Source organism: Streptomyces sp. SCSIO 75703, from assembly GCF_036607905.1.
Lineage (GTDB): Bacteria > Actinomycetota > Actinomycetes > Streptomycetales > Streptomycetaceae > Streptomyces.
The window spans coordinates 4,249,493-4,271,590 of record NZ_CP144555.1 but is presented as its reverse complement, the minus strand read 5'-3'; the positions used below and the strand labels follow the sequence as shown (position 1 = coordinate 4,271,590).

The 22,098-nt window shown below is 69.8% G+C and carries 14 protein-coding genes and 3 rRNA genes; 5 read left to right on the top strand and 12 right to left on the bottom strand.

What is annotated here, in order from left to right; all coding sequences use genetic code 11:
- Positions 1-10 precede the first annotated feature (10 nt).
- The 4 genes from VM636_RS18795 to VM636_RS18780 are packed head-to-tail and all read left to right on the top strand — an operon-like array spanning position 11 to position 4,264.
- Complete coding sequence (locus tag VM636_RS18795; protein WP_338485190.1) at positions 11-760, top strand: DUF4129 domain-containing protein; 750 nt, start codon at positions 11-13, stop codon at positions 758-760.
- Positions 757-1,965 (top strand): DUF4350 domain-containing protein, encoded by a 1,209-nt coding sequence (locus tag VM636_RS18790; protein ID WP_030418517.1) that lies wholly within the window; start codon positions 757-759, stop codon positions 1,963-1,965. Before VM636_RS18795 ends, VM636_RS18790 begins: the two co-directional genes overlap by 4 nt.
- A complete protein-coding gene (locus VM636_RS18785; protein ID WP_078962701.1) occupies positions 1,965-2,954 on the top strand; it encodes a MoxR family ATPase in 990 nt (329 codons plus the stop codon). Before VM636_RS18790 ends, VM636_RS18785 begins: the two co-directional genes overlap by 1 nt.
- Positions 2,954-4,264 (top strand): DUF58 domain-containing protein, encoded by a 1,311-nt coding sequence (locus tag VM636_RS18780; RefSeq protein WP_338485189.1) that lies wholly within the window; start codon positions 2,954-2,956, stop codon positions 4,262-4,264. Before VM636_RS18785 ends, VM636_RS18780 begins: the two co-directional genes overlap by 1 nt.
- Positions 4,265-4,392: 128 nt before the next feature.
- Here VM636_RS18780 and rrf read toward each other — a convergent pair.
- The 4 genes from rrf to VM636_RS18760 form a co-directional block, all read right to left on the bottom strand.
- A 5S ribosomal RNA gene (rrf, locus tag VM636_RS18775) occupies positions 4,393-4,509 on the bottom strand.
- Positions 4,510-4,577: 68 nt separating this feature from the next.
- Positions 4,578-7,698, bottom strand: a 23S ribosomal RNA gene (locus tag VM636_RS18770).
- A 312-nt stretch (positions 7,699-8,010) separates the two neighbouring features.
- Positions 8,011-9,535, bottom strand: a 16S ribosomal RNA gene (locus VM636_RS18765).
- The 16S, 23S and 5S rRNA genes sit together here, the layout of an rRNA operon.
- 550 nt (positions 9,536-10,085) lie before the next feature.
- A complete protein-coding gene (locus tag VM636_RS18760; protein ID WP_030422590.1) occupies positions 10,086-11,093 on the bottom strand; it encodes a stage II sporulation protein M in 1,008 nt (335 codons plus the stop codon).
- Between the two features lie 126 nt (positions 11,094-11,219).
- Between VM636_RS18760 and VM636_RS18755 the strand changes: the two genes are divergently transcribed.
- The gene (locus VM636_RS18755; RefSeq protein WP_338485188.1) at positions 11,220-12,263 is read left to right on the top strand and encodes an RDD family protein; all 1,044 of its coding nucleotides are present in this window, start codon (positions 11,220-11,222) and stop codon (positions 12,261-12,263) included.
- A 144-nt stretch (positions 12,264-12,407) separates the two neighbouring features.
- Here VM636_RS18755 and VM636_RS18750 read toward each other — a convergent pair whose 3' ends face one another.
- The 8 genes from VM636_RS18750 to VM636_RS18715 all read right to left on the bottom strand — a co-directional run bounded on the left by VM636_RS18750 (position 12,408) and on the right by VM636_RS18715 (position 22,090).
- Positions 12,408-13,022, bottom strand: a complete 615-nt coding sequence (locus VM636_RS18750; RefSeq protein WP_030422592.1) for a hypothetical protein — start codon at positions 13,020-13,022, stop codon at positions 12,408-12,410.
- Between the two features lie 152 nt (positions 13,023-13,174).
- Positions 13,175-14,632, bottom strand: a complete 1,458-nt coding sequence (gene ahcY / locus VM636_RS18745) for an adenosylhomocysteinase (protein WP_030422593.1) — start codon at positions 14,630-14,632, stop codon at positions 13,175-13,177.
- Between the two features lie 356 nt (positions 14,633-14,988).
- Positions 14,989-15,963 (bottom strand): cation diffusion facilitator family transporter, encoded by a 975-nt coding sequence (locus VM636_RS18740; RefSeq protein WP_030422594.1) that lies wholly within the window; start codon positions 15,961-15,963, stop codon positions 14,989-14,991.
- Positions 15,964-16,164: 201 nt separating this feature from the next.
- Entirely contained in the window at positions 16,165-17,316 is a 1,152-nt protein-coding gene (gene manA / locus VM636_RS18735; RefSeq protein WP_338485187.1) for a mannose-6-phosphate isomerase, class I, read from the bottom strand.
- A gap of 191 nt (positions 17,317-17,507) precedes the next feature.
- Positions 17,508-18,635 (bottom strand): SIS domain-containing protein, encoded by a 1,128-nt coding sequence (locus tag VM636_RS18730; protein ID WP_338485186.1) that lies wholly within the window; start codon positions 18,633-18,635, stop codon positions 17,508-17,510.
- Between the two features lie 109 nt (positions 18,636-18,744).
- Positions 18,745-18,915, bottom strand: coding sequence for a Trm112 family protein (locus VM636_RS18725; protein ID WP_078856207.1), 171 nt, complete (start codon positions 18,913-18,915; stop codon positions 18,745-18,747).
- A gap of 117 nt (positions 18,916-19,032) precedes the next feature.
- Positions 19,033-20,397, bottom strand: coding sequence for a phosphomannomutase/phosphoglucomutase (locus VM636_RS18720; RefSeq protein WP_030422597.1), 1,365 nt, complete (start codon positions 20,395-20,397; stop codon positions 19,033-19,035).
- 76 nt (positions 20,398-20,473) lie between these two features.
- On the bottom strand, positions 20,474-22,090 hold the full coding sequence (locus tag VM636_RS18715; RefSeq protein ID WP_338486403.1) for an L-lactate permease: 1,617 nt from the start codon (positions 22,088-22,090) through the stop codon (positions 20,474-20,476).
- Between the last annotated feature and the right edge of the window lie 8 nt (positions 22,091-22,098).

Here is a 22,098-nt window from a genome sequence, read left to right as displayed (position 1 = left end):
GGCGGGGGGAATGCTCACGGAGGTGCTGCCACGCACCGCCATCCGGGTGACGCGGCACGCCGTCGACGTCTCCGTACTCGCATCGGCGCGCTCGGGCGACGAGCCGCCCGTGACCCTCCCGCGCGACCCCGCGCGGGAGGCGGCGCGGCGCGAGCTGGCCAAGCGGATGTACCACGAGAACGAGCCGAGCTGGGCACAGCGGGCGCTGACCGCCTTCTGGGAGTGGCTCGACGGCCTGTTCACCGCCGCCTCCGGCGCGACGCCCGGCGGGACCGTGGGCCTGGTCGTCGTCATCGTGGCCGTCCTCGTGGTGCTGGGTGCCCTCTGGTGGCGCCTGGGCACCCCCCGCGGCCGGCCCGTCTCCGCCTCGGCCCTCTTCGACGAACGTCCCCGCAGTGCGGCCGACCACCGCTCCGCCGCCGAGGCGCACGCCGCCCAGGGCCACTGGAGCCAGGCCGTCCAGGAACGCATGCGCGCGCTCGTCCGCGCCCTGGAGGAACGCGCCCTGCTCGACGTCCGGCCGGGCCGCACCGCCGACGAGGCCGCCACGGAGGCCGGCCGCGCCCTGCCCGGCCACGGCGACCGACTGCGCGCCGCCGCCCGCGACTTCGACGACGTCACGTACGGTGGCCGGCCCGGCTCCGAGGAGGCGTACCGGCAGCTCGCCGCCCTCGACCGTGACATCGCCCGCACCAGACCGCGGCAGGCGGGCGGCACCGCCGACACCGACCTCACCACGTCCCGGGGAGCCGCCGGATGACCACGGAGGCCACCCTGCCCGGCACCTCGGCCTCGCCCACCGTCCGCGGACTGTGGAGCCGCGCGCGGGGCGTCACACTCGCCCTCGTCCTGCTGCTCGTCGGCGCCGTGGTGATGGCCGCGGCCCGCTCCGGAGTCCGGCACGGCGAACTCGACCCGCGCTCGGCCGACCCCTACGGCAGCCGGGCCGTCGCCGAACTCCTCGCCGACCGCGGGGTGGACACGCGTGTGGTCACCACGCTGGACGGCGCCCGGTCCGCGGCCGGCCCCGACACCACCCTCCTGGTGGCGATACCCGACCTCCTGACGGAGCGACAGCAGTCCGAACTGCGCACGGCGACGGCCGCGGCGGGCGGACGCACCGTCCTCGTGGCGCCGGGCGGCCCCTCCGTGGAGCGGCTGGCCCCGGGCGTCACCGCCGACCCGGCCCTCAGCCCCACCTCGACCCTCTCCCCCGACTGCGATCTGCCCGCCGCCCGGCGCGCGGGGACCGCCGACACCGGCGGCCTGCGCTACAGCAGCACCGACGCGGACGCCGACACGTGCTACCGCAGCCAGCGGCTCGCCACCCTCCTGCGCGTCCCGGAGGCCGCGGCGGACGGGACGGAGACCGGCGGCGACACCGTCGTCCTCGGCTCCTCCGACATCCTGCGCAACAACCGGCTCGCCGAGCACGGCAACGCCTCGCTCGCCCTTCAACTCCTCGGTTCCCGGCCGCATCTGGTCTGGTACCTCCCCTCGCTGTCCGACGCCTCGGCCCCGCGGGACGAGCGCGGCTTCTTCGATTTGCTCCCCTCCGGCTGGCTCTGGGGCACGCTCCAGCTCTTCGTCGCCGCCGGCCTCGCCGCCCTGTGGCGGGCGCGCCGGTTCGGCCCCCTGGTGCCGGAGAACCTCCCCGTCGTGGTCCGCGCCTCCGAGACCGTCGAAGGCCGCGCCCGCCTCTACCGCAAGGCGAACGCCCGCGACCGCGCCGCCTCCGCGCTCCGCTCCGCCACCCGCACCCGCCTCGCCCCCCTCGTCGGCGTCCCCGTCTCCCAGGCGCACGCGCCCGAGGCCCTGCTCCCCGCGCTCTCCGCCCACCTCCACGGTGACGGAGAACGGTCCCTGCACACCCTCCTGTTCGGCCCGACGCCGAGCGACGACGCGGCTCTCGTCGCACTCACCGACCGACTCGACGCCCTCGAAAGAGAGGTACGCCGTCCATGATGGACCCGACCACTGACAACGCCGGGCGGACCGGGGTCCCGGGCAACGCCCGCGCCTCCCTGGAGGCCCTGCGCGCCGAGATCGCCAAGGCCGTGGTCGGCCAGGACGCCGCCGTCACCGGTCTCGTCGTCGCCCTCCTGTGCCGCGGCCACGTCCTCCTCGAAGGCGTCCCCGGCGTCGCCAAGACCCTCCTGGTCCGCGCTCTCGCCGCCGCCGTCGAACTCGACACCAAGCGCGTCCAGTTCACCCCCGACCTCATGCCGAGCGACGTGACCGGCTCCCTGGTCTACGACACGCGCAGCGCCGAGTTCTCCTTCCAGCCGGGCCCGGTCTTCACCAACCTGCTCCTCGCCGACGAGATCAACCGCACCCCGCCGAAGACCCAGTCCTCCCTCCTCGAGGCCATGGAGGAGCGGCAGGTCACCGTCGACGGCACGCCCCGCCCGCTCCCGGAGCCGTTCCTGGTCGCCGCGACCCAGAACCCGGTCGAGTACGAGGGCACCTACCCGCTGCCGGAAGCCCAGCTCGACCGGTTCCTGCTCAAGCTGACCGTGCCGCTGCCCTCCCGCGAAGACGAGATCGACGTGCTCACCCGGCACGCGGCGGGCTTCAACCCGCGTGACTTGGGCGCCGCCGGCGTACGCCCCGTCGCGAGCGCCGCCGATCTGGAGGCGGCCCGCGCCGAGGTCGCCAAGACCACCGTGTCCCCGGAGATCGCGGCCTACGTCGTGGACGTCTGCCGCGCCACCCGCGAGTCGCCGTCGCTCACCCTCGGGGTGTCCCCTCGCGGCGCCACGGCACTGCTGTCGACGGCCCGCGCCTGGGCCTGGCTGACCGGCCGCGACTACGTCACGCCCGACGACGTGAAGGCGCTGGCGCTGCCGACGCTCCGCCACCGCGTCCAGCTCCGTCCCGAGGCCGAGATGGAGGGCGTCACCACGGACTCCGTGATCAACGCCATCCTCGCCCACGTCCCCGTCCCGCGCTGATGGCGTTCACCGGCCGCGCCGCGCTCCTGGCGGCCCTGGGCTCGGTCCCCGTCGGCATCTGGGACCCGAGCTGGACGGGTGTCCTCGCGGTGAACGCCCCGCTGGCCGTGGCGTGCGCCTGTGACTTCGCCCTGGCCGCTCCGGTGCGGAGCCTGCGTCTGACCCGCTCCGGCGACACCTCCACACGACTGGGCGACTCTGCCGACGTTGTGTTGACGGTGGCGAATCCGTCGCGCCGCCGGCTCCGTGCCCGGCTCCGGGACGCCTGGCCGCCGAGCAGTTGGCGTCCGGGGACGGAGCCGGCGGCCTCGCGTCACCGGCTGACGATCCCGCCGGGCGAACGCCGCCGGCTGACCACCCGGTTGTGGCCGACGCGCCGCGGCGATCACCGCAGTGACCGGGTGACGATCCGCTCGTACGGCCCGCTGGGTCTCTTCGCCCGTCAGGGCACCCATGTCGTGCCGTGGACGGTACGGGTGCTGCCGCCTTTCACCAGCCGCAAGCACCTGCCTTCGAGGCTGTCGCGGCTGCGTGAGCTCGACGGCCGCACCAGCGTGCTCACCCGCGGCGAGGGCACGGAGTTCGACAGCCTGCGCGAGTACGTGCCGGGTGACGACACCCGTTCCATCGACTGGCGGGCCACGGCCCGGCATTCGACGGTCGCGGTGCGCACCTGGCGTCCCGAGCGTGACCGGCACATCCTCCTCGTCCTCGACACCGGTCGTACGTCGGCGGGCCGGGTGGGCGAGGCACCGCGTCTCGACGCCTCCCTGGACGCCGCGCTGCTGCTGGCCGCGCTCGCCTCCCGGGCCGGTGACCGCGTGGACCTCCTGGCGTACGACCGCCGGGTCCGCGCGCTGGTCCAGGGCCGTACGGCCAACGATGTGCTCCCCTCGCTGGTGAACGCCATGGCGACGCTGGAGCCGGAACTTCTGGAGACGGACGCGCGGGGTCTGACCGCGGCGGCCCTCCGGTCGGCTCCGCGCCGCTCCCTGGTGGTCCTGTTGACATCGCTCGACGCGGCCCCGATCGAGGAGGGGCTGCTTCCGGTCCTCGGCCGGCTCACCCGACGTCACACGGTCGTCCTGGCCTCGGTGGCGGACCCGCTCGTGGCGCGCATGGCCGGCACCCGGGGCGACGTGGACGCCCTGTACGAGGCCGCGGCGGCAGCTCAGGACCAGGAGGAGCGTCGACGCACGGCGGACCAGCTCCGTCGGCACGGTGTGACGGTCGTGGACGCGACGCCGGACGAATTGGCGCCCGCGTTGGCTGACACCTATCTGGAACTGAAGGCCGCCGGCCGTCTGTGACGCTGTGGACGGGCGCCCTCGGGAGAGAGGGGCCCGTCCCCTCGGCCGACGCAGGATCCCCGGGCCGGGAAATGTCTCCGGAAACGCAGAAGACCCCGCACCAAAGGTGCGGGGTCTTCCCAATATTTGTTCGGCGGCGTCCTACTCTCCCACAGGGTCCCCCCTGCAGTACCATCGGCGCAGTAGAGCTTAGCTTCCGGGTTCGGAATGTAACCGGGCGTTTCCCCTACGCTATAACCACCGAAACACTATAAAACCCAGCCAACAAAGACTGTTCGTGGTTTCAGAACCAACACAGTGGACGCGAGCAACTGAGGACAAGCCCTCGGCCTATTAGTACCAGTCAACTCCACACTTTACAGTGCTTCCATATCTGGCCTATCAACCCAGTCGTCTACTGGGAGCCTTACCCCATCAAGTGGGTGGGAGCCCTCATCTCGAAGCAGGCTTCCCGCTTAGATGCTTTCAGCGGTTATCCCTCCCGAACGTAGCCAACCAGCCATGCCCTTGGCAGAACAACTGGCACACCAGAGGTTCGTCCGTCCCGGTCCTCTCGTACTAGGGACAGCCCTTCTCAAGACTCCTACGCGCACAGCGGATAGGGACCGAACTGTCTCACGACGTTCTAAACCCAGCTCGCGTACCGCTTTAATGGGCGAACAGCCCAACCCTTGGGACCGACTCCAGCCCCAGGATGCGACGAGCCGACATCGAGGTGCCAAACCATCCCGTCGATATGGACTCTTGGGGAAGATCAGCCTGTTATCCCCGGGGTACCTTTTATCCGTTGAGCGACGGCGCTTCCACAAGCCACCGCCGGATCACTAGTCCCGACTTTCGTCCCTGCTCGACCCGTCGGTCTCACAGTCAAGCTCCCTTGTGCACTTACACTCAACACCTGATTACCAACCAGGCTGAGGGAACCTTTGGGCGCCTCCGTTACCCTTTAGGAGGCAACCGCCCCAGTTAAACTACCCATCAGACACTGTCCCTGATCCGGATCACGGACCCAGGTTAGACATCCAGCACGACCAGACTGGTATTTCAACGACGACTCCACACACACTGGCGTGCATGCATCAAAGTCTCCCAGCTATCCTACACAAGCCGAACCGAACACCAATATCAAACTGTAGTAAAGGTCCCGGGGTCTTTCCGTCCTGCTGCGCGAAACGAGCATCTTTACTCGTAGTGCAATTTCACCGGGCCTATGGTTGAGACAGCCGAGAAGTCGTTACGCCATTCGTGCAGGTCGGAACTTACCCGACAAGGAATTTCGCTACCTTAGGATGGTTATAGTTACCACCGCCGTTTACTGGCGCTTAAGTTCTCAGCTTCGCCTGGACGAATCCAAGCTAACCGGTCCCCTTAACGTTCCAGCACCGGGCAGGCGTCAGTCCGTATACATCGCCTTACGGCTTCGCACGGACCTGTGTTTTTAGTAAACAGTCGCTTCTCGCTGGTCTCTGCGGCCACCCCCAGCTCAGACCGAAAAGATCATCACCAGGAATGGCCCCCCTTCTCCCGAAGTTACGGGGGCATTTTGCCGAGTTCCTTAACCATAGTTCACCCGAACGCCTCGGTATTCTCTACCTGACTACCTGAGTCGGTTTAGGGTACGGGCCGCCATGAAACTCGCTAGAGGCTTTTCTCGACAGCATAGGATCATCCACTTCACCACAATCGGCTCGGCATCAGGTCTCAGCCTATTGCGAGGCGGATTTACCTACCTCACGGCCTACACCCTTACCCCGGGACAACCACCGCCCGGGATGGACTACCTTCCTGCGTCACCCCATCACTCACCTACTAACCGCTTGGTTCAGCGGCTCCACCACTCCCCTTCACCCGAAGGATCCAGGACGGCTTCACGGCCTTAGCATCACGATGCTCGATGTTTGACGCTCCACAGCGGGTACCGGAATATCAACCGGTTATCCATCGACTACGCCTGTCGGCCTCGCCTTAGGTCCCGACTTACCCTGGGCAGATCAACTTGACCCAGGAACCCTTAGTCAATCGGCGCAAACGTTTCTCACGTTTGTATCGCTACTCATGCCTGCATTCTCACTCGTCAACCGTCCACAACTACCTTCCGGTGCTGCTTCACCCGGCAGACGACGCTCCCCTACCCATCACGATCCCCGTTAGAGGTACATATCGCAATGACACGACTTCGGCGGTACGCTTGAGCCCCGCTACATTGTCGGCGCAGAATCACTAGACCAGTGAGCTATTACGCACTCTTTCAAGGATGGCTGCTTCTAAGCCAACCTCCTGGTTGTCTCTGCGACTCCACATCCTTTCCCACTTAGCGTACGCTTAGGGGCCTTAGTCGATGCTCTGGGCTGTTTCCCTCTCGACCATGGAGCTTATCCCCCACAGTCTCACTGCCGCGCTCTCACTTACCGGCATTCGGAGTTTGGCTAAGGTCAGTAACCCGGTAGGGCCCATCGCCTATCCAGTGCTCTACCTCCGGCAAGAAACACACGACGCTGCACCTAAATGCATTTCGGGGAGAACCAGCTATCACGGAGTTTGATTGGCCTTTCACCCCTAACCACAGGTCATCCCCCAGGTTTTCAACCCTGGTGGGTTCGGTCCTCCACGAAGTCTTACCTCCGCTTCAACCTGCCCATGGCTAGATCACTCCGCTTCGGGTCTTGAGCGTGCTACTCCACCGCCCTCTTCGGACTCGCTTTCGCTACGGCTTCCCCACTCGGGTTAACCTCGCAACACACCGCAAACTCGCAGGCTCATTCTTCAAAAGGCACGCAGTCACGAGAGCAAGGCAAGCCTTGCTCCGACGCTCCCACGGCTTGTAGGCACACGGTTTCAGGTACTATTTCACTCCGCTCCCGCGGTACTTTTCACCATTCCCTCACGGTACTATCCGCTATCGGTCACCAGGGAATATTTAGGCTTAGCGGGTGGTCCCGCCAGATTCACACGGGATTTCTCGGGCCCCGTGCTACTTGGGTGTCTCTCAAACGAGCCGCTGACGTTTCGACTACGGGGGTCTTACCCTCTACGCCGGACCTTTCGCATGTCCTTCGCCTACATCAACGGTTTCTGACTCGCCTCACAGCCGGCAGACTGTGAACAAGAGATCCCACAACCCCGTATGCGCAACCCCTGCCGGGTCTCACACGCATACGGTTTGGCCTCATCCGGTTTCGCTCGCCACTACTCCCGGAATCACGGTTGTTTTCTCTTCCTGCGGGTACTGAGATGTTTCACTTCCCCGCGTTCCCTCCACACTGCCTATGTGTTCAGCAGCGGGTGACAGCCCATGACGACTGCCGGGTTTCCCCATTCGGACACCCCCGGATCAAAGCCTGGTTGACGACTCCCCGGGGCCTATCGTGGCCTCCCACGTCCTTCATCGGTTCCTGGTGCCAAGGCATCCACCGTGCGCCCTTAAAAACTTGGCCACAGATGCTCGCGTCCACTGTGCAGTTCTCAAACAACGACCAGCCACCCGTCACAACCCGCCGAAGCAGATCTATACCGGGGCCGGCAACCGAAGACACAGCCATCACGGCCGCACCCTCAGACACCCAACAGCGTGCCCGACACCCCCACCGCTTCCCTCACCGTTCCACGCCCCGCAAAGGGCAGTACTAGAAGGAGAAGACGACCAAGAATGCCGAGTAGTCAACGTTCCACCCATGAGCAACCAGCACCGGACATTCGCCGATGTACTGGCCTCTGGACTGCCGAAGCAGCCTAGAAGTGCTCCTTAGAAAGGAGGTGATCCAGCCGCACCTTCCGGTACGGCTACCTTGTTACGACTTCGTCCCAATCGCCAGTCCCACCTTCGACAGCTCCCTCCCCGAGGGGTTGGGCCACCGGCTTCGGGTGTTACCGACTTTCGTGACGTGACGGGCGGTGTGTACAAGGCCCGGGAACGTATTCACCGCAGCAATGCTGATCTGCGATTACTAGCGACTCCGACTTCATGGGGTCGAGTTGCAGACCCCAATCCGAACTGAGACCGGCTTTTTGAGATTCGCTCCACCTCACGGTATCGCAGCTCATTGTACCGGCCATTGTAGCACGTGTGCAGCCCAAGACATAAGGGGCATGATGACTTGACGTCGTCCCCACCTTCCTCCGAGTTGACCCCGGCGGTCTCCCGTGAGTCCCCAGCACCACAAGGGCCTGCTGGCAACACGGGACAAGGGTTGCGCTCGTTGCGGGACTTAACCCAACATCTCACGACACGAGCTGACGACAGCCATGCACCACCTGTACACCGACCACAAGGGGGGCACTATCTCTAATGCTTTCCGGTGTATGTCAAGCCTTGGTAAGGTTCTTCGCGTTGCGTCGAATTAAGCCACATGCTCCGCCGCTTGTGCGGGCCCCCGTCAATTCCTTTGAGTTTTAGCCTTGCGGCCGTACTCCCCAGGCGGGGCACTTAATGCGTTAGCTGCGGCACGGACAACGTGGAATGTTGCCCACACCTAGTGCCCACCGTTTACGGCGTGGACTACCAGGGTATCTAATCCTGTTCGCTCCCCACGCTTTCGCTCCTCAGCGTCAGTATCGGCCCAGAGATCCGCCTTCGCCACCGGTGTTCCTCCTGATATCTGCGCATTTCACCGCTACACCAGGAATTCCGATCTCCCCTACCGAACTCTAGCCTGCCCGTATCGACTGCAGACCCGGGGTTAAGCCCCGGGCTTTCACAACCGACGCGACAAGCCGCCTACGAGCTCTTTACGCCCAATAATTCCGGACAACGCTTGCGCCCTACGTATTACCGCGGCTGCTGGCACGTAGTTAGCCGGCGCTTCTTCTGCAGGTACCGTCACTCTCGCTTCTTCCCTGCTGAAAGAGGTTTACAACCCGAAGGCCGTCATCCCTCACGCGGCGTCGCTGCATCAGGCTTGCGCCCATTGTGCAATATTCCCCACTGCTGCCTCCCGTAGGAGTCTGGGCCGTGTCTCAGTCCCAGTGTGGCCGGTCGCCCTCTCAGGCCGGCTACCCGTCGTCGCCTTGGTGAGCCATTACCTCACCAACAAGCTGATAGGCCGCGGGCTCATCCTGCACCGCCGGAGCTTTCGAACCCTCTGGATGCCCAGAAGGATCAGTATCCGGTATTAGACCCCGTTTCCAGGGCTTGTCCCAGAGTGCAGGGCAGATTGCCCACGTGTTACTCACCCGTTCGCCACTAATCCCCACCGAAGTGGTTCATCGTTCGACTTGCATGTGTTAAGCACGCCGCCAGCGTTCGTCCTGAGCCAGGATCAAACTCTCCGTGAATGCTTTTCACGGGAGCGGAACAGTCGGAGGAATAGTCCGACCGTTCACAGCGTCCTCGCTGTGTATTTCAAAGGAACCACAACATCAGGAACAGAGTCCCGATGTCGGGGTATCAACATATCTGGCGTTGACTTTTGGCACGCTGTTGAGTTCTCAAGGAACGGACGCTTCCTTTGTACTCACCCGAGACACTGTCTCCGGCTTTCCTCCGGGCGCTTTCCCTTCGGTCTTGCGTTTCCGACTCTATCAGACCTTTTCCGATCCGATTTCCTCGGTGCTTTCCAGGTTCCCGCTTTCGCGTTTCCCTTTCCGGCGGACCCGACTTTAGCAGAACTTTCGGGCCGGTCCGACCGGCCGTTGTTTCCGATTCATCGGGGGGATGCTTCCTCGGAATCGAGGATTCGGGAAGCGGATAGGTTCTCAAGACGCCCTCCGGGAGTGAACCCCATCTCCGGGCAACTGTTTGAATCTACCTCCCCACGCGGTCCGTGTCAACGGCTCGTGTGGGGAACGATGAGGACACTAGCAGCTCCCCCGGGCCGGACGCACATCAGGCCGCCGTCGGCACGGTGGCACCGCGTCCGGCAGCCTCCAGGTCCCCCGTCTGGCCGCTGCGCGCGGCACGCCCGCCCAGGACGTAGACGTAGGCGAGGAAGGCCAGCTCGGCGACGACGCCGATGGTGATGCGGGCCCAGGTGGGCAGCCCGGACGGGGTGACGAAGCCTTCGATGGCACCCGAGACGAACAGGACCAGGGCCAGCCCGATCGCCATGCCGATGGCGGCCCGGCCCTCCTCGGCGAGAGCGTCGCGACGGGTCCTCGGTCCCGGGTCGATGACGGTCCAGCCGAGCCGCATCCCCGTACCCGCGGCGACGAAGACGGCGGTCAGTTCGAGCAGGCCGTGCGGCAGCACCAGGCCGAGGAAGGTGTCGAGGCGGCCGGCGGACGACATCAGGCCGAAGCCGATGCCCAGGTTGAGCATGTTCTGGAACAGGATCCAGAGGACCGGCAGTCCGAGGAAGACGCCCAGGATCAGGCAGAGCGCCGCGGCCCAGGCGTTGTTCGTCCAGACCTGTGCGGCGAACGACGCCGCCGGGTGGGAGGAGTAGTAGGTCTCGTACTGGCCGCCGGGCCTGGTCAGCTCCCTCAGTTCGCTCGGCGCCGCGATCGCCGACTGCACCTCGGGATGGGTGCCGATCCACCAGCCCAGCAGGGCGGCGACGGCGGTGGAGAGCAGCGCCGTGGGCACCCACCAGTGGCGGGCCCGGTAGACCGCGGCGGGAAAACCGTGGGCGAGGAAGTGGGTCACGTCCCGCCAGGATGCCCGGCGGGTGCCCGTCACCGCGCTGCGCGCGCGGGCGACGAGCTGGCTCAGGCGCCCGGTGAGCTGCGGGTCGGGCGCGCTCGACTGGACCACGGAGAGGTGCGTGGCCGTCCGTTGGTACAGGGAGACGAGTTCGTCCGCCTCGGCCCCGGTCAGCCGGCGCCGGCGGCGCAGGAGGTCGTCGAGGCGGTCCCACTCCGCCCGGTGGGCGGAGACGAAGACGTCGAGGTCCATCGGTGTGCGTGCTCCTCGGCTATCGTCGGCGGCTCGTCGTGGATCTGCTTGTCGTACCGCGGCGCGGTGCGCCCACAGCTTGGCAGACTGGGCGGACGAGAGGCAGACGGGGAAGGGCGGCGTGCGGTGAGTGAGCTGGTGACGGGCGAGGCGGTGGCGCTGGAACTGCGCCACGCGAAGCTGCCCAGCAGGGCGATGGCGCTGCTGCTCGATCTGGCGGCGGCCGTGACGGTGTACCTGATCGTCACGATCGCCCTGGTCGCGGCCACGTCCTCGCTGGACGACGCGGCGCAGACGGCGCTGTCGATCACGTCGTTCGTCCTCGTCCTGGTGGGCGGTCCGATCGCGGTGGAGACGCTGACCCACGGCCGTTCGCTGGGGAAGCTGGCGTGCGGGCTGCGGGTGGTCCGCGACGACGGAGGACCGATCCGGTTCCGGCACGCGCTGGTGCGGGGCCTGATCGGGGTGATCGAGATCCTCCTGACCTTCGGCGCGGGAGCGTGCATCGCCTCCCTGGTGTCCGCGCGCGGCCGGCGGGTCGGGGACGTGTTCGCGGGGACCCTGGTGGTGCGGGAGCGGGTGCCGGTCACGCCCGCGGCGTACGTGCCGCCGCCCCCGCCCTGGCTGGCCGGACGGTTCGCGGAGCTCGACCTTTCCGCGGTCCCGGACGGGCTGTGGCTCGCCGTCCGGCAGTACCTGACGCGGATGGGGCAGCTCGACGGGCAGGTGCGTCACTCCATGGCGGAGCGGCTGGCGTCCGACGTCGCGGCCCGTACGGGGACGCCGCCGCCGTACGGCGTACCCGCGCCGGCGTACCTGTCGGCGGTGCTGCACGAGCGGCAGGCCCGGGAGGCGCGGCGCGCGTTCGGGAGCGGCGCGCCTGCGGGTGCGACCGCTGCCGGGGCACCCGGCCCCTGGGCCGCCGGCCCCTCTCCGGTGACTCCGATGGCTCCGGTGACGACTCCGCCGACGCGGCTCCCGTCGACGGCTCCGGTGCCGCCGTCCTCCCTCACGGCTGCGGTGGCCCCGCCCGCTGCTCCCGCCGTCGCTCCCCCGGCGTCCTCTCCCGCCTCTTCCCCCGCCCCTCCTCCGGCCGGAGGAGGGCCCCCTCCTCCGGCCGGAGGAGGGGCGGGCGGCGGCGCCGGCACGGGGTTCGTACCTCCGGCGTAGCGGGCCGGTCCCGTCCCGCCACTCCGTCCTCCGGTCCCCGGCTGTCGCCGGGGACCGTTCGCCTGCCCCTCGGTTCGTCTCGGGGGCGCGGCCTCGTGTCGTCTCGGGGGCGCGGCCTCGTGCGAGGTGCCGCTCAGCTTCCGCTCAGGGGAAGACGGAGGGCGGTGACTCCAGGTCCTCCAGCTCGGTCCCCGGGGCCGCGAGGACGACGTCGCCGGCGAGGTGCACGGTATGCCGTTCGCCCGTGTCCAGGGCTGTGACCTGGTACTCCTCCACGACGAGGGGGCCGTTGTCAGTGGCGTGTGCTTCTCTTTCCCGCAAGGTCCAGGACTGGTCCACGGTGCGGGGGGCGAGGACCGGGTCCGTCAGGGCGACCAGGCGGACCCGGGTCTCCGACGCGGAGGGGGTGAGGCGCAGGAGTCGTGCGGTGGCGACGAGGAAGGCCGGGGAGGTGCCGGTGAAGGCGTGGGCGCGCACATTGCCTTCGGTGGCGTGGTCTCCGGTGGGGTCGGTACGGACCCAGGTGACGCCGTCGAGGGCGGCGCCGCGCACCTGCCAGCCACCGGCGTGGAGTTCGAGGCGCAGGGGGCGGCCGAGGTCGTCGAGCGTGAGGTCGACGGAGCCGTGGGGGTCGCCGGCGGGTGTGGTCAGCCGGGACGTGTAACGCCAGCCGGAGGGGCCGGTGGCGCACTGGAAGTGTTCTTCCGCGAGGGGGGTGTGATCGTGCGGATCGTGGAGCGAATAACGGCCGCGGGGCATGGGGGTCCTGGGTGACGGCGGGCGGGTGCTGCCACTGAGGCGCCGACGGGGCAGGCCCCCGGCACGGGGGTGCGGGGGCCTGTCTCGGAGGAGCCGGCGATCGGCCGGGGGACGCGTCGACGCGCGGGCGTGTCCCTCCGGCCGGGGCCGTGTCAGTAGCGGTAGTGGTCCGGCTTGTACGGGCCGTCGACCGTGACGCCGATGTACTCGGCCTGCTCGGGGCGGAGCGTCGTCAGCTTCACGCCGAGCGCGTCCAGGTGGAGACGGGCGACCTTCTCGTCGAGGTGCTTGGGCAGCACGTAGACGTCGGTCGGGTACTCGTCGGGCTTGGTGAACAGCTCGATCTGGGCCAGGGTCTGGTCCGCGAAGGAGTTGGACATCACGAACGACGGGTGGCCGGTGGCGTTGCCCAGGTTGAGCAGGCGGCCCTCGGAGAGGACGATGATCACCTTGCCGTCGGGGAAGGTCCAGGTGTGGACCTGGGGCTTGATCTCGTCCTTGACGATGCCGGGGATCCTGGCGAGGCCGGCCATGTCGATCTCGTTGTCGAAGTGGCCGATGTTCCCCACGATGGCCTGGTGCTTCATCCTGGCCATGTCCGAGGCCATGATGATGTCCTTGTTGCCGGTCGTGGTGACGAAGATGTCGGCCTGCTCGACGACCTCGTCGAGGGTCGTGACCTGGTAGCCGTCCATCGCGGCCTGGAGGGCGCAGATCGGGTCGATCTCGGTGATGATCACGCGGGCGCCCTGTCCGCGCAGGGACTCCGCGCAGCCCTTGCCCACGTCGCCGTAGCCGCAGACGACCGCGGTCTTGCCGCCGATCAGGGTGTCGGTGGCGCGGTTGATGCCGTCGACGAGCGAGTGGCGGCAGCCGTACTTGTTGTCGAACTTCGACTTGGTGACGGCGTCGTTGACGTTGATCGCCGGGAACAGGAGGGTGCCCTCGCGGTGCATCTCGTACAGGCGGTGGACGCCGGTCGTGGTCTCCTCGGTCACGCCGCGGATCTCGGAGGCGAGGTGGGTCCACTTCTGCGCGTTCTCGCCCAGGGTGCGGTGCAGGAGCTGGAGGATGACGCGGTGCTCGTCGGACTCGGCGGTCTCCAGGGCGGGGACCTCGCCGGCCTTCTCGTACTCGACGCCCTTGTGGACGAGGAGGGTGGCGTCACCACCGTCGTCCAGGATCATGTTGGGGCCGCCGGTGGGGCTGTCCGGCCAGGTCAGGGCCTGCTCGGTGCACCACCAGTACTCCTCCAGGGTCTCGCCCTTCCAGGCGAAGACCGGGATGCCCCGCGGGTCGTCCGGCGTGCCGTCGGGGCCCACGGCGATGGCGGCCGCGGCGTGGTCCTGGGTGGAGAAGATGTTGCAGGAGGCCCAGCGGACCTGGGCGCCGAGGGCGACCAGGGTCTCGATGAGGACGGCGGTCTGCACGGTCATGTGCAGGGAGCCGGTGACGCGGGCGCCGGCGAGGGGCTGGGCCTCGGCGTACTCCTTGCGGATCGCCATGAGGCCGGGCATCTCGTGCTCGGCGAGGGTGATCTCCTTGCGGCCGAACGTGGCCAGGGAGAGGTCGGCGACCTTGAAGTCCTGTCGGCTGTCGACAGTCGTCATTACGGGCTGCTCCTCGGGTTCGGGTCGAGGTGGGTACGGCTGACCTGCGCGGCGGCGGACACAGGGGTGCCCCGAAGAGGACACAGGCATGCCCGCGTGCGCGCAGCGCAGTCCGTCGGAGGCCCTCTCTCCCTCGGCCGGTCCGTGGGGACCGCCCGACCGCCATCAGCAGCGACGTCTGGCTCCGCACCAAGCTACACCGGGGAGCGCGGCGGCCCCAGTCCGGCTCCGCACACTTCCGGACGTTTGCGGAGCGTCGTCTTCACGCAGGGTCACCGGTCGCCGTGCCGGGTCCGCCCGGTGCAGGCCGGTCCCGGTGCGGGGCTCCGTGGCAGGTGGCGGTGGAGGGAGGGCGGTCAGTGGGCGTCGGAGCCGGGTCCGCCGGGGGTGGCCTCGCGGTCGGGGCCCTTGGCTGCCTCGGCTTCGCTGTAGATGTCCGGTTCCAGGTAGATGACGCGGGCGATGGGGACGGCCTGGCGGATACGGGCCTCGGCGGCGTCGATGGCGGTGGCGATCTGGGCGGCGGTGTCGTCGTGCCGGACGGCGATCTTGGCGGCGACGAGGAGTTCCTCGGGGCCGAGGTGGAGGGTGCGCATGTGGATGACACGGGGGACGCTGTCGCCGTCGACGAGGGCGGACTCGATCCGGGTGAGCTGTTCGGGGCCGGCGGCCTCGCCGAGGAGCAGGGACTTGGTCTCGGCGGCCAGGACGAGCGCGATCACGATGAGCAGGACGCCGATGCAGAGGGTGCCGACGCCGTCCCAGACGCCGTCTCCGGTGAGCAGGGCCACGCCGACGCCGCCGAGGGCGAGGACGAGTCCGATGAGGGCGCCGAAGTCCTCCAGGAGCACGACCGGGAGTTCGGGGGCCTTGGCGCGGCGGATGAACTCCTTCCAGGAGAGCGTGCCGCGCAGGGTGTTGGACTCCTTGATGGCGGTGCGGAAGGAGATGCCCTCGGCGATGATCGCGAAGACGAGGACGCCGACCGGCCAGTACCAGTGCTCGACGGCGTGCGGGTGCTTGATCTTCTCGTAGCCCTCGTAGAGGGCGAACATGCCGCCGACCGAGAAGAGGACGATGGAGACGAGGAAGGCGTAGACGTAGCGTTCGCGGCCGTAGCCGAAGGGGTGCTGGGGGGTGGCGGCGCGCTGCGCGCGTTTGCCGCCGAGCAGGAGCAGGAACTGGTTGCCGGAGTCGGCGAGCGAGTGCACGCCCTCGGCGAGCATCGAGGACGAGCCGCTGAAGGCGAACGCCACGAATTTCGCCACCGCGATCGCCAGGTTGGCGCCGAGTGCCGCCACGATCGCTTTGGTACCGCCTGACGCGCTCATGTGTCGCGTTGCCCCTTCACCTTCGTCGGCTGTGTGCCGGTCTCGTCGTCGTGCTGGTGCGTCCGCGGCGTCGCCGCGACCCGTGGTCACGGACACGTCCCCGGTCGGCGCGGCGTCCCGGCGGTGGGTCCGTGGTGTGCGGGGCGTCATTGTCGCAGCCCGGTCCGGCGGCGTGGGCCGGACCGGGCTGCCGGTGGGCCGTCAGACGCGCACGGTGGCGCGGAAGACGGTGCCGGTACCGGAGACGGCGGCCGGTTCGCCCGCGGGGACGAAGACGGAGCCGCCCGGGGCGAGGTCGTGGTCGCCCGCCCGGACCGTTCCCGCGGTGCAGAGCAGGATCTGCGCGGCCGGGCCGGTGAGGTCGCGGGTGGCGCCGCCCTCGGGGAGGACGTACCGGGAGAGGCGGAACTCGTCGGTCGGGGTGTCGTAGACCTCTTCGCCGTCCGGGGACGCCTCCGGGCGCTGGACGCCGGGGTCGCCGGAGGCGAAGCGGACGACGCGCAGCAGTTCGGGGACGTCGACGTGCTTGGGGGTCAGTCCGCAGCGCAGCACGTTGTCGGAGTTGGCCATGATCTCGACGCCGAGGCCGGCGAGGTGGGCGTGCGGGACGCCGGCGCCGAGGTAGAGGGCCTCGCCGGGCTGGAGCCGGACGTGGTTGAGCAGGAGCGCGGCGAGGACGCCGGGGTCGCCCGGGTGGTGGCGGGCGATGTCGGCGTAGGGGGCGTAGGGGCCGCCCAGGCGTTCACAGGCCGCGGCGGTCTCGGTGACCGTGCGGGTCGTCTCCTCGGGGTCGGCGGTGAGGATCGCGGTGAGGACCTCGCGCAGGGCGGCTTCCTCGGGGTGGGCGCGCAGCAGGTCGGCGTAGGGCTTGAGGGAGGGGACGCCGAGTCCGTCGAGCAGCCCGGCCGTCCGCTCGGGGGTCCGGAATCCGCAGAGGCCGTCGAACTCGGTGAGGGCGCAGAGCAGTTCGGGCTTGTGGTTGGCGTCCTTGTAGTTGCGGTGCGGTGCGTCGAGGGGGACGCCGCGGCGTTCCTCGTCCGCGTGGCCCTCCTCGGCCTGCGCCAGGTCGGGGTGGACCTGGAGGGAGAGCGGGGCGCCGGCGGCGAGGATCTTGAGGAGGAAGGGCAGGCGCGGGCCGAAGGCGGCGACGCTCGCGGCGCCGAGTTCCCGTTCGGGGTCGGTGTCGATGACCTCGGCGAGGCTGCCCCGGCCGGTGCGGGAGGGGGCGCCGGGGTGGGCGCCGAGCCACATCTCCGCCTGCGGTTCGCCGGTCGGCTCGGTGCCGAGCAGCGCCGGGATCGCGGTGGTGGAGCCCCAGGCGTAGGGGCGGATGGTGTTGTCGAGGCGGTCCATGGACTCTCTCTGCCGTTCCTGGGCGCGGGTGCCGGTCCGGCGGTGGGGTGCCGGTGGCGGGGTCCGCGTATGTGGTCGTCCGGTACGTACGACGTATCACGAGGTGCCGGTGGGTACCACGAGGTACGTGGTGTCGGTGGGGTGTGCGCGTGGTGCGTGCCGACGGGGGCGCGTACCGGGTACGTACGAGGTCAGGCGCCCGAGGCGAGCGCCAGGTAAACGGCGGCGAAATCCGTGATGGCGATCAGTTCCGCGAGGGTCTCCAGTTCGCCGCCCGCCTCCGGTTCGAGTTCGCTGATCGGCGTGTCGTGGCCGAGCGCCAGGTCACGGGCGGCGGGGGCGGCGGTGAGGCCGCCCGCGGGGCGGTCGCGGAGCAGCACCACGCGCGCGTGCAGCGCGGGTGTGTCCTCGACGCGGTCGCGGAAGAAGTCGCCGGGGTCGGCGCCGGCGGCGAGCCGGCCGGAGAGCAGGGCGCCGTGCGCGGCGAGGGCCTCGGGGAGTTCGGCGACGACGGCGGGGTGGCCGGAGAGTTCGGCGAGGCCGGCGGCGAAGCGGCGTCCGGCCGGCCCGGCGGAGGTGCCCTCGGTCCAGATCAGCGGGAGGGCGTCGGCGAGTTCGGCGGCGAGGGTCTTGGCCGGGTTGCCGTACGTGGCGACGGCGGGTCCGCAGCGTTCGGCGATGCGGTCGAGGCGGTCGGCGACCCGTTCGACGGCGTCGGGCGGGGCGTCCAGGAGTCCGATGCGGTCCAGCAGGGCGAGCAGCGGGGTGAGCAGCGCCCACAGCACGCCGGGGGCGGACCCGGCGACGGGTTCCTCCTGGTCGTAGGGGGCGGTGTCCATCGGCAGCAACATGCCGTGGGAGCCGCTCACCGTCTCGCTCAGCGGGGAGCGGACGGGGGCGACGGCGACGACGGTGCAGCCGCGCCGGTACGCCTGTTCGGCGAGGAGGGAGAGGCCCGGCTCGGTGCCCTCGGGGCTGGCGATCAGCAGGAGGTCCACGGAGCCGGCCCAGCCGGGCAGTTCCCAGCGCAGGGCGCCCGCGGCGGGGGCGACGCCGGAGGGGGCGAGCCGGATGACGGGGCTGCCCGCACCCGCGAGGGTGCCCAGGAGGTCGGCGGCGTGGGTGGCGGCGGCGCCGGGGCCGGCGATCAGGACGGCGCGGGGCCGGCCGTCGGGCTTGAGGTCGCCGACGCCGGCCTCGGCGGCGTGCCGGGCGGCGGTGCGCACGCGTGCGCCGGCCTCCGCGGCGCCGCGCAGCAGTCCGCGCCGGTCGGCCTCGGCGAGGCCCTCGGGGGTGTCGAGCAGCGATTCGTCGAGCATGGCGGCAGTCTCCGATCGCCGGGGCGTCAGGTGCTCTCCCGTGGTCGGCTACCCGGTGTCCGGGAGAACAGTGGCCAAGGTGGTGCCGGGCGGCCGGCTCCCGGGCGGGTCACTCGGGGCGGCGGGCCTCGTCGACGAGGAGGACGGGGATGCCGTCGCGGACCGGGTAGGCCAGGCCGCAGTCCTGGCCGGTGCAGACCAGTTCGGCCTCCCGCTCTTCGAGGGGGGCGTGGCAGGCCGGGCAGGCGAGGATCTCCAGGAGGCCGGCTTCGAGCGGCATGGGGGTTCCCTTCGGGAGCGTTCGGCGTGTGCTGATGTGCTGGTCAGGGTACCTCCGGAGGGGGCCCCTCGGTCGAGCCGGTGAGGGCCCGCCCGGGGGCCCGGCAGGCAGCGCGGCTCAGCCCCTGATCAGGGCCAGGGCCTCGTCGCGGACGGCGCGCATGGTGGCCTCGTCGCGGGCCTCGGCGTTCAGGCGCAGCAGGGGTTCGGTGTTGGAGGAGCGGACGTTGAACCACCAGTCGGCGGCGGTGACGGTCAGGCCGTCGAGTTCGTCGAGGGTGACGCCGTCGCGGTCCTCGTAGGCGGCCCGGATCGCGGCGAGGCGGCCGGCCTGGTCGGCGACGGTGGAGTTGATCTCGCCGGAGCCGGCGTAGCGGTCGTACTGGGCGACCAGCGCGGACAGCGGGCCGTCCTGTCCGCCGAGGGCGGCGAGGACGTGGAGGGCGGCGAGCATGCCGGTGTCGGCGTTCCAGAAGTCGCGGAAGTAGTAGTGGGCGGAGTGCTCGCCGCCGAAGAGGGCGCCGGTGCGGGCCATCTCGGCCTTGATGAAGGAGTGGCCGACGCGGGTGCGGACCGGGGTGCCGCCGTTCTCCTCGACGACCTCCGGCACGGACCAGGAGGTGATCAGGTTGTGGATGACGATGCCGGTGCCGCCGTTGCGGGCGAGTTCGCGGGCGGCGACGAGGGCGGTGACGGCGGACGGCGGGACGGGGGCCCCGGCCTCGTCGACGACGAAGCAGCGGTCGGCGTCGCCGTCGAAGGCGATGCCGAGGTCGGCTCCCTCCTCGCGGACGCGTCGCTGCAGGTCGACGAGGTTGGCCGGGTCGAGCGGGTTGGCCTCGTGGTTGGGGAAGGTGCCGTCCAGTTCGAAGTACAACGGCACGAGGTCCAGGGGCAGGCCGGAGAAGACGGTGGGGACCGTGTGGCCGCCCATGCCGTTGCCCGCGTCGACGACGACCTTGAGGGGGCGGATGCCCGTGAGGTCGACGAGGGAGCGCAGGTGGGCGGCGTAGTCGCCCAGCGTGTCCCGGCGGGTGAGGGTGCCGGTGCGGGCGGCGGGTTCGGGGGCGCCGGTCTCGGTCCACCCCTCCACCAGGGCGCGGATCTCGGCGAGGCCGGTGTCCTCGCCGACGGGGGCCGCGCCCGCCCGGCACATCTTGATGCCGTTGTAGCGGGCGGGGTTGTGCGAGGCGGTGAACATGGCGCCGGGCAGGCCGAGCGCCCCGGAGGCGTAGTAGAGCTGGTCGGTGGAGCACAGGCCGATCTCGGTCACGTCCGCGCCGCGGGAGGCCGCGCCCCGGGCGAAGGCGCCGGAGAGTCCGGGGGAGGAGGGCCGCATGTCGTGGCCGACCACGAGCGCGCCGGCGCCGGTCAGTTCGGCGAAGGCGGCGCCGAAGAGTCCGGCCAGCGTCTCGTCCCACTGGTCCGGGACCACGCCGCGCACGTCGTACGCCTTGACGATCTGTGACAGATCAGCAGCCACGGCCAACCTTCCTGGAGTCCTGTCGGTGCCCACAAACTACCCGTAGGCACGCGGACGGGACGGGCGCAGGGCCCGGTCAGGGCAGCATCCAGCCCAGGACCGGCGAGGACTGCGCGACGACGATGAGGCACATCACCAGCAGCAGGAGCGCGCTCCAGGGGAGCACCTTGCGCAGCAGGTCGCCCTCGCGGCCCGCGAGCCCGACGGCGGCGCAGGCGATGGTGAGGTTCTGCGGGGAGATCATCTTGCCGAGGACGCCGCCCGAGCTGTTGGCGGAGGCGAGCAGGACGGGTGAGAGGCCGGACTCCCGGGCGGCGGTGACCTGGAGGGCGCCGAAGAGGGCGTTGGCGGAGGTGTCGGAGCCGGAGACGGCGACGCCGAACCAGCCGAGCACCGGGGAGAGGAAGGCCAGTCCGGCGCCGGCCGCGGCGACGAAGTGGCCGATGGTGGCGGCCTGTCCGGAGAGGTTCATCACGTAGGCGAGGGCGAGGACGGAGGTCACGGTGAGCAGGGCGAAGCGCAGTTCGCGGACGGTGGCGAGCCATTCGCGGGCCGCCGTCCCGGCGCGGACGCCGAGCACCGCGGCGGTGCCGAGCCCGGCGATCAGCACGAGGGTGCCGCCGGTGGACAGGACCGGCCAGGTGAAGACGTTGCCGCCGGCCGGGGTGCCGTCGGCTCCGACGACGTCGAGGAACGGCCAGTCCCAGCTCCGGGTGGCCCGGTCCAGCAGGTGCTTGACGGCGGGGATCTGGGCGACGGAGAAGACGAGGACGATCAGCGCGTAGGGGGCGTAGGCGCGGACGGTCTCGCGGCGCGGGTCCTCCTCGTCGAGTTCCTCGCTGCGCGCGCCGGTCAGCACGGCGGCGCGGACGGGTTCGGCGGCGGGGCGGCGGGCGGCCGGGACGGCGACCAGGGCGCCGGCGCCGGCCAGCGCGGCGACGATGTCGGCGAGTTGGGCGGAGAGGAAGTTGGAGGCGGCGAACTGGGCGACGGCGAAGGCGGCTCCGCAGGCCAGCGCGGGCGCCCATGTCTCGCGCAGTCCCCGGCGGCCGTCGACGAGCCCGACCAGGACGAGAGGCACGACGAGGGCGAGCAGCGGGGTCTGACGGCCCACCACGGAGGCGACGTCGTCCAGTGGCAGCCCGGTGACCTGGGCGAGGGTGACGACCGGGGTGCCCATGGCGCCGAAGGCGACCGGCGCGGTGTTGGCGACCAGCGAGACCACCGCGGCGCGTACCGGGTCGAAGCCGAGCGCGACGAGCATCACCGAGCAGATGGCGACGGGGGCGCCGAAGCCGGCGAGGGCCTCCAGCAGGGCGCCGAAGCAGAAGGCGATGACGAGGGCCTGGATGCGCGGGTCGTCGGAGAGCCGTCCGAAGGAGCGGCGCAGGACGTCGAAGTGCCGGGTGCGAACGGTCATCCGGTACACCCACAGGGCGTTGACGACGATCCACAGGATGGGGAACAGGCCGAACAGGGCGCCCTGGGCGGCGCTGGAGACCGTCTGGCCGAGCGGCATGCCGTAGGCGAGCCAGGCGACGAGCACGGCGGCCAGCAGGCCGGTGAGCCCGGCGAGGTGCGCCTTCATGCGGACGCCGCCGAGCAGGACGAGGACGGTGAGCAGGGGCAGGGCCGCCACGAGGGCGGACAGTGCCAGCGAATCGGCGACGGGTTCCAGTTCCTGGACGTACACGGGCGCCT

Coding starts and splice junctions, on each gene's coding strand:
- VM636_RS18795 (WP_338485190.1), top strand. CDS start 11: ATGCTCACGGAGGTGCTGCCACGCACCGCCATCCGGGTGACGCGGCAC.
- VM636_RS18790 (WP_030418517.1), top strand. CDS start 757: ATGACCACGGAGGCCACCCTGCCCGGCACCTCGGCCTCGCCCACCGTC.
- VM636_RS18785 (WP_078962701.1), top strand. CDS start 1,965: ATGGACCCGACCACTGACAACGCCGGGCGGACCGGGGTCCCGGGCAAC.
- VM636_RS18780 (WP_338485189.1), top strand. CDS start 2,954: ATGGCGTTCACCGGCCGCGCCGCGCTCCTGGCGGCCCTGGGCTCGGTC.
- VM636_RS18760 (WP_030422590.1), bottom strand. CDS start 11,093: ATGGACCTCGACGTCTTCGTCTCCGCCCACCGGGCGGAGTGGGACCGC.
- VM636_RS18750 (WP_030422592.1), bottom strand. CDS start 13,022: ATGCCCCGCGGCCGTTATTCGCTCCACGATCCGCACGATCACACCCCC.
- ahcY (WP_030422593.1), bottom strand. CDS start 14,632: ATGACGACTGTCGACAGCCGACAGGACTTCAAGGTCGCCGACCTCTCC.
- VM636_RS18740 (WP_030422594.1), bottom strand. CDS start 15,963: ATGAGCGCGTCAGGCGGTACCAAAGCGATCGTGGCGGCACTCGGCGCC.
- manA (WP_338485187.1), bottom strand. CDS start 17,316: ATGGACCGCCTCGACAACACCATCCGCCCCTACGCCTGGGGCTCCACC.
- VM636_RS18730 (WP_338485186.1), bottom strand. CDS start 18,635: ATGCTCGACGAATCGCTGCTCGACACCCCCGAGGGCCTCGCCGAGGCC.
- VM636_RS18725 (WP_078856207.1), bottom strand. CDS start 18,915: ATGCCGCTCGAAGCCGGCCTCCTGGAGATCCTCGCCTGCCCGGCCTGC.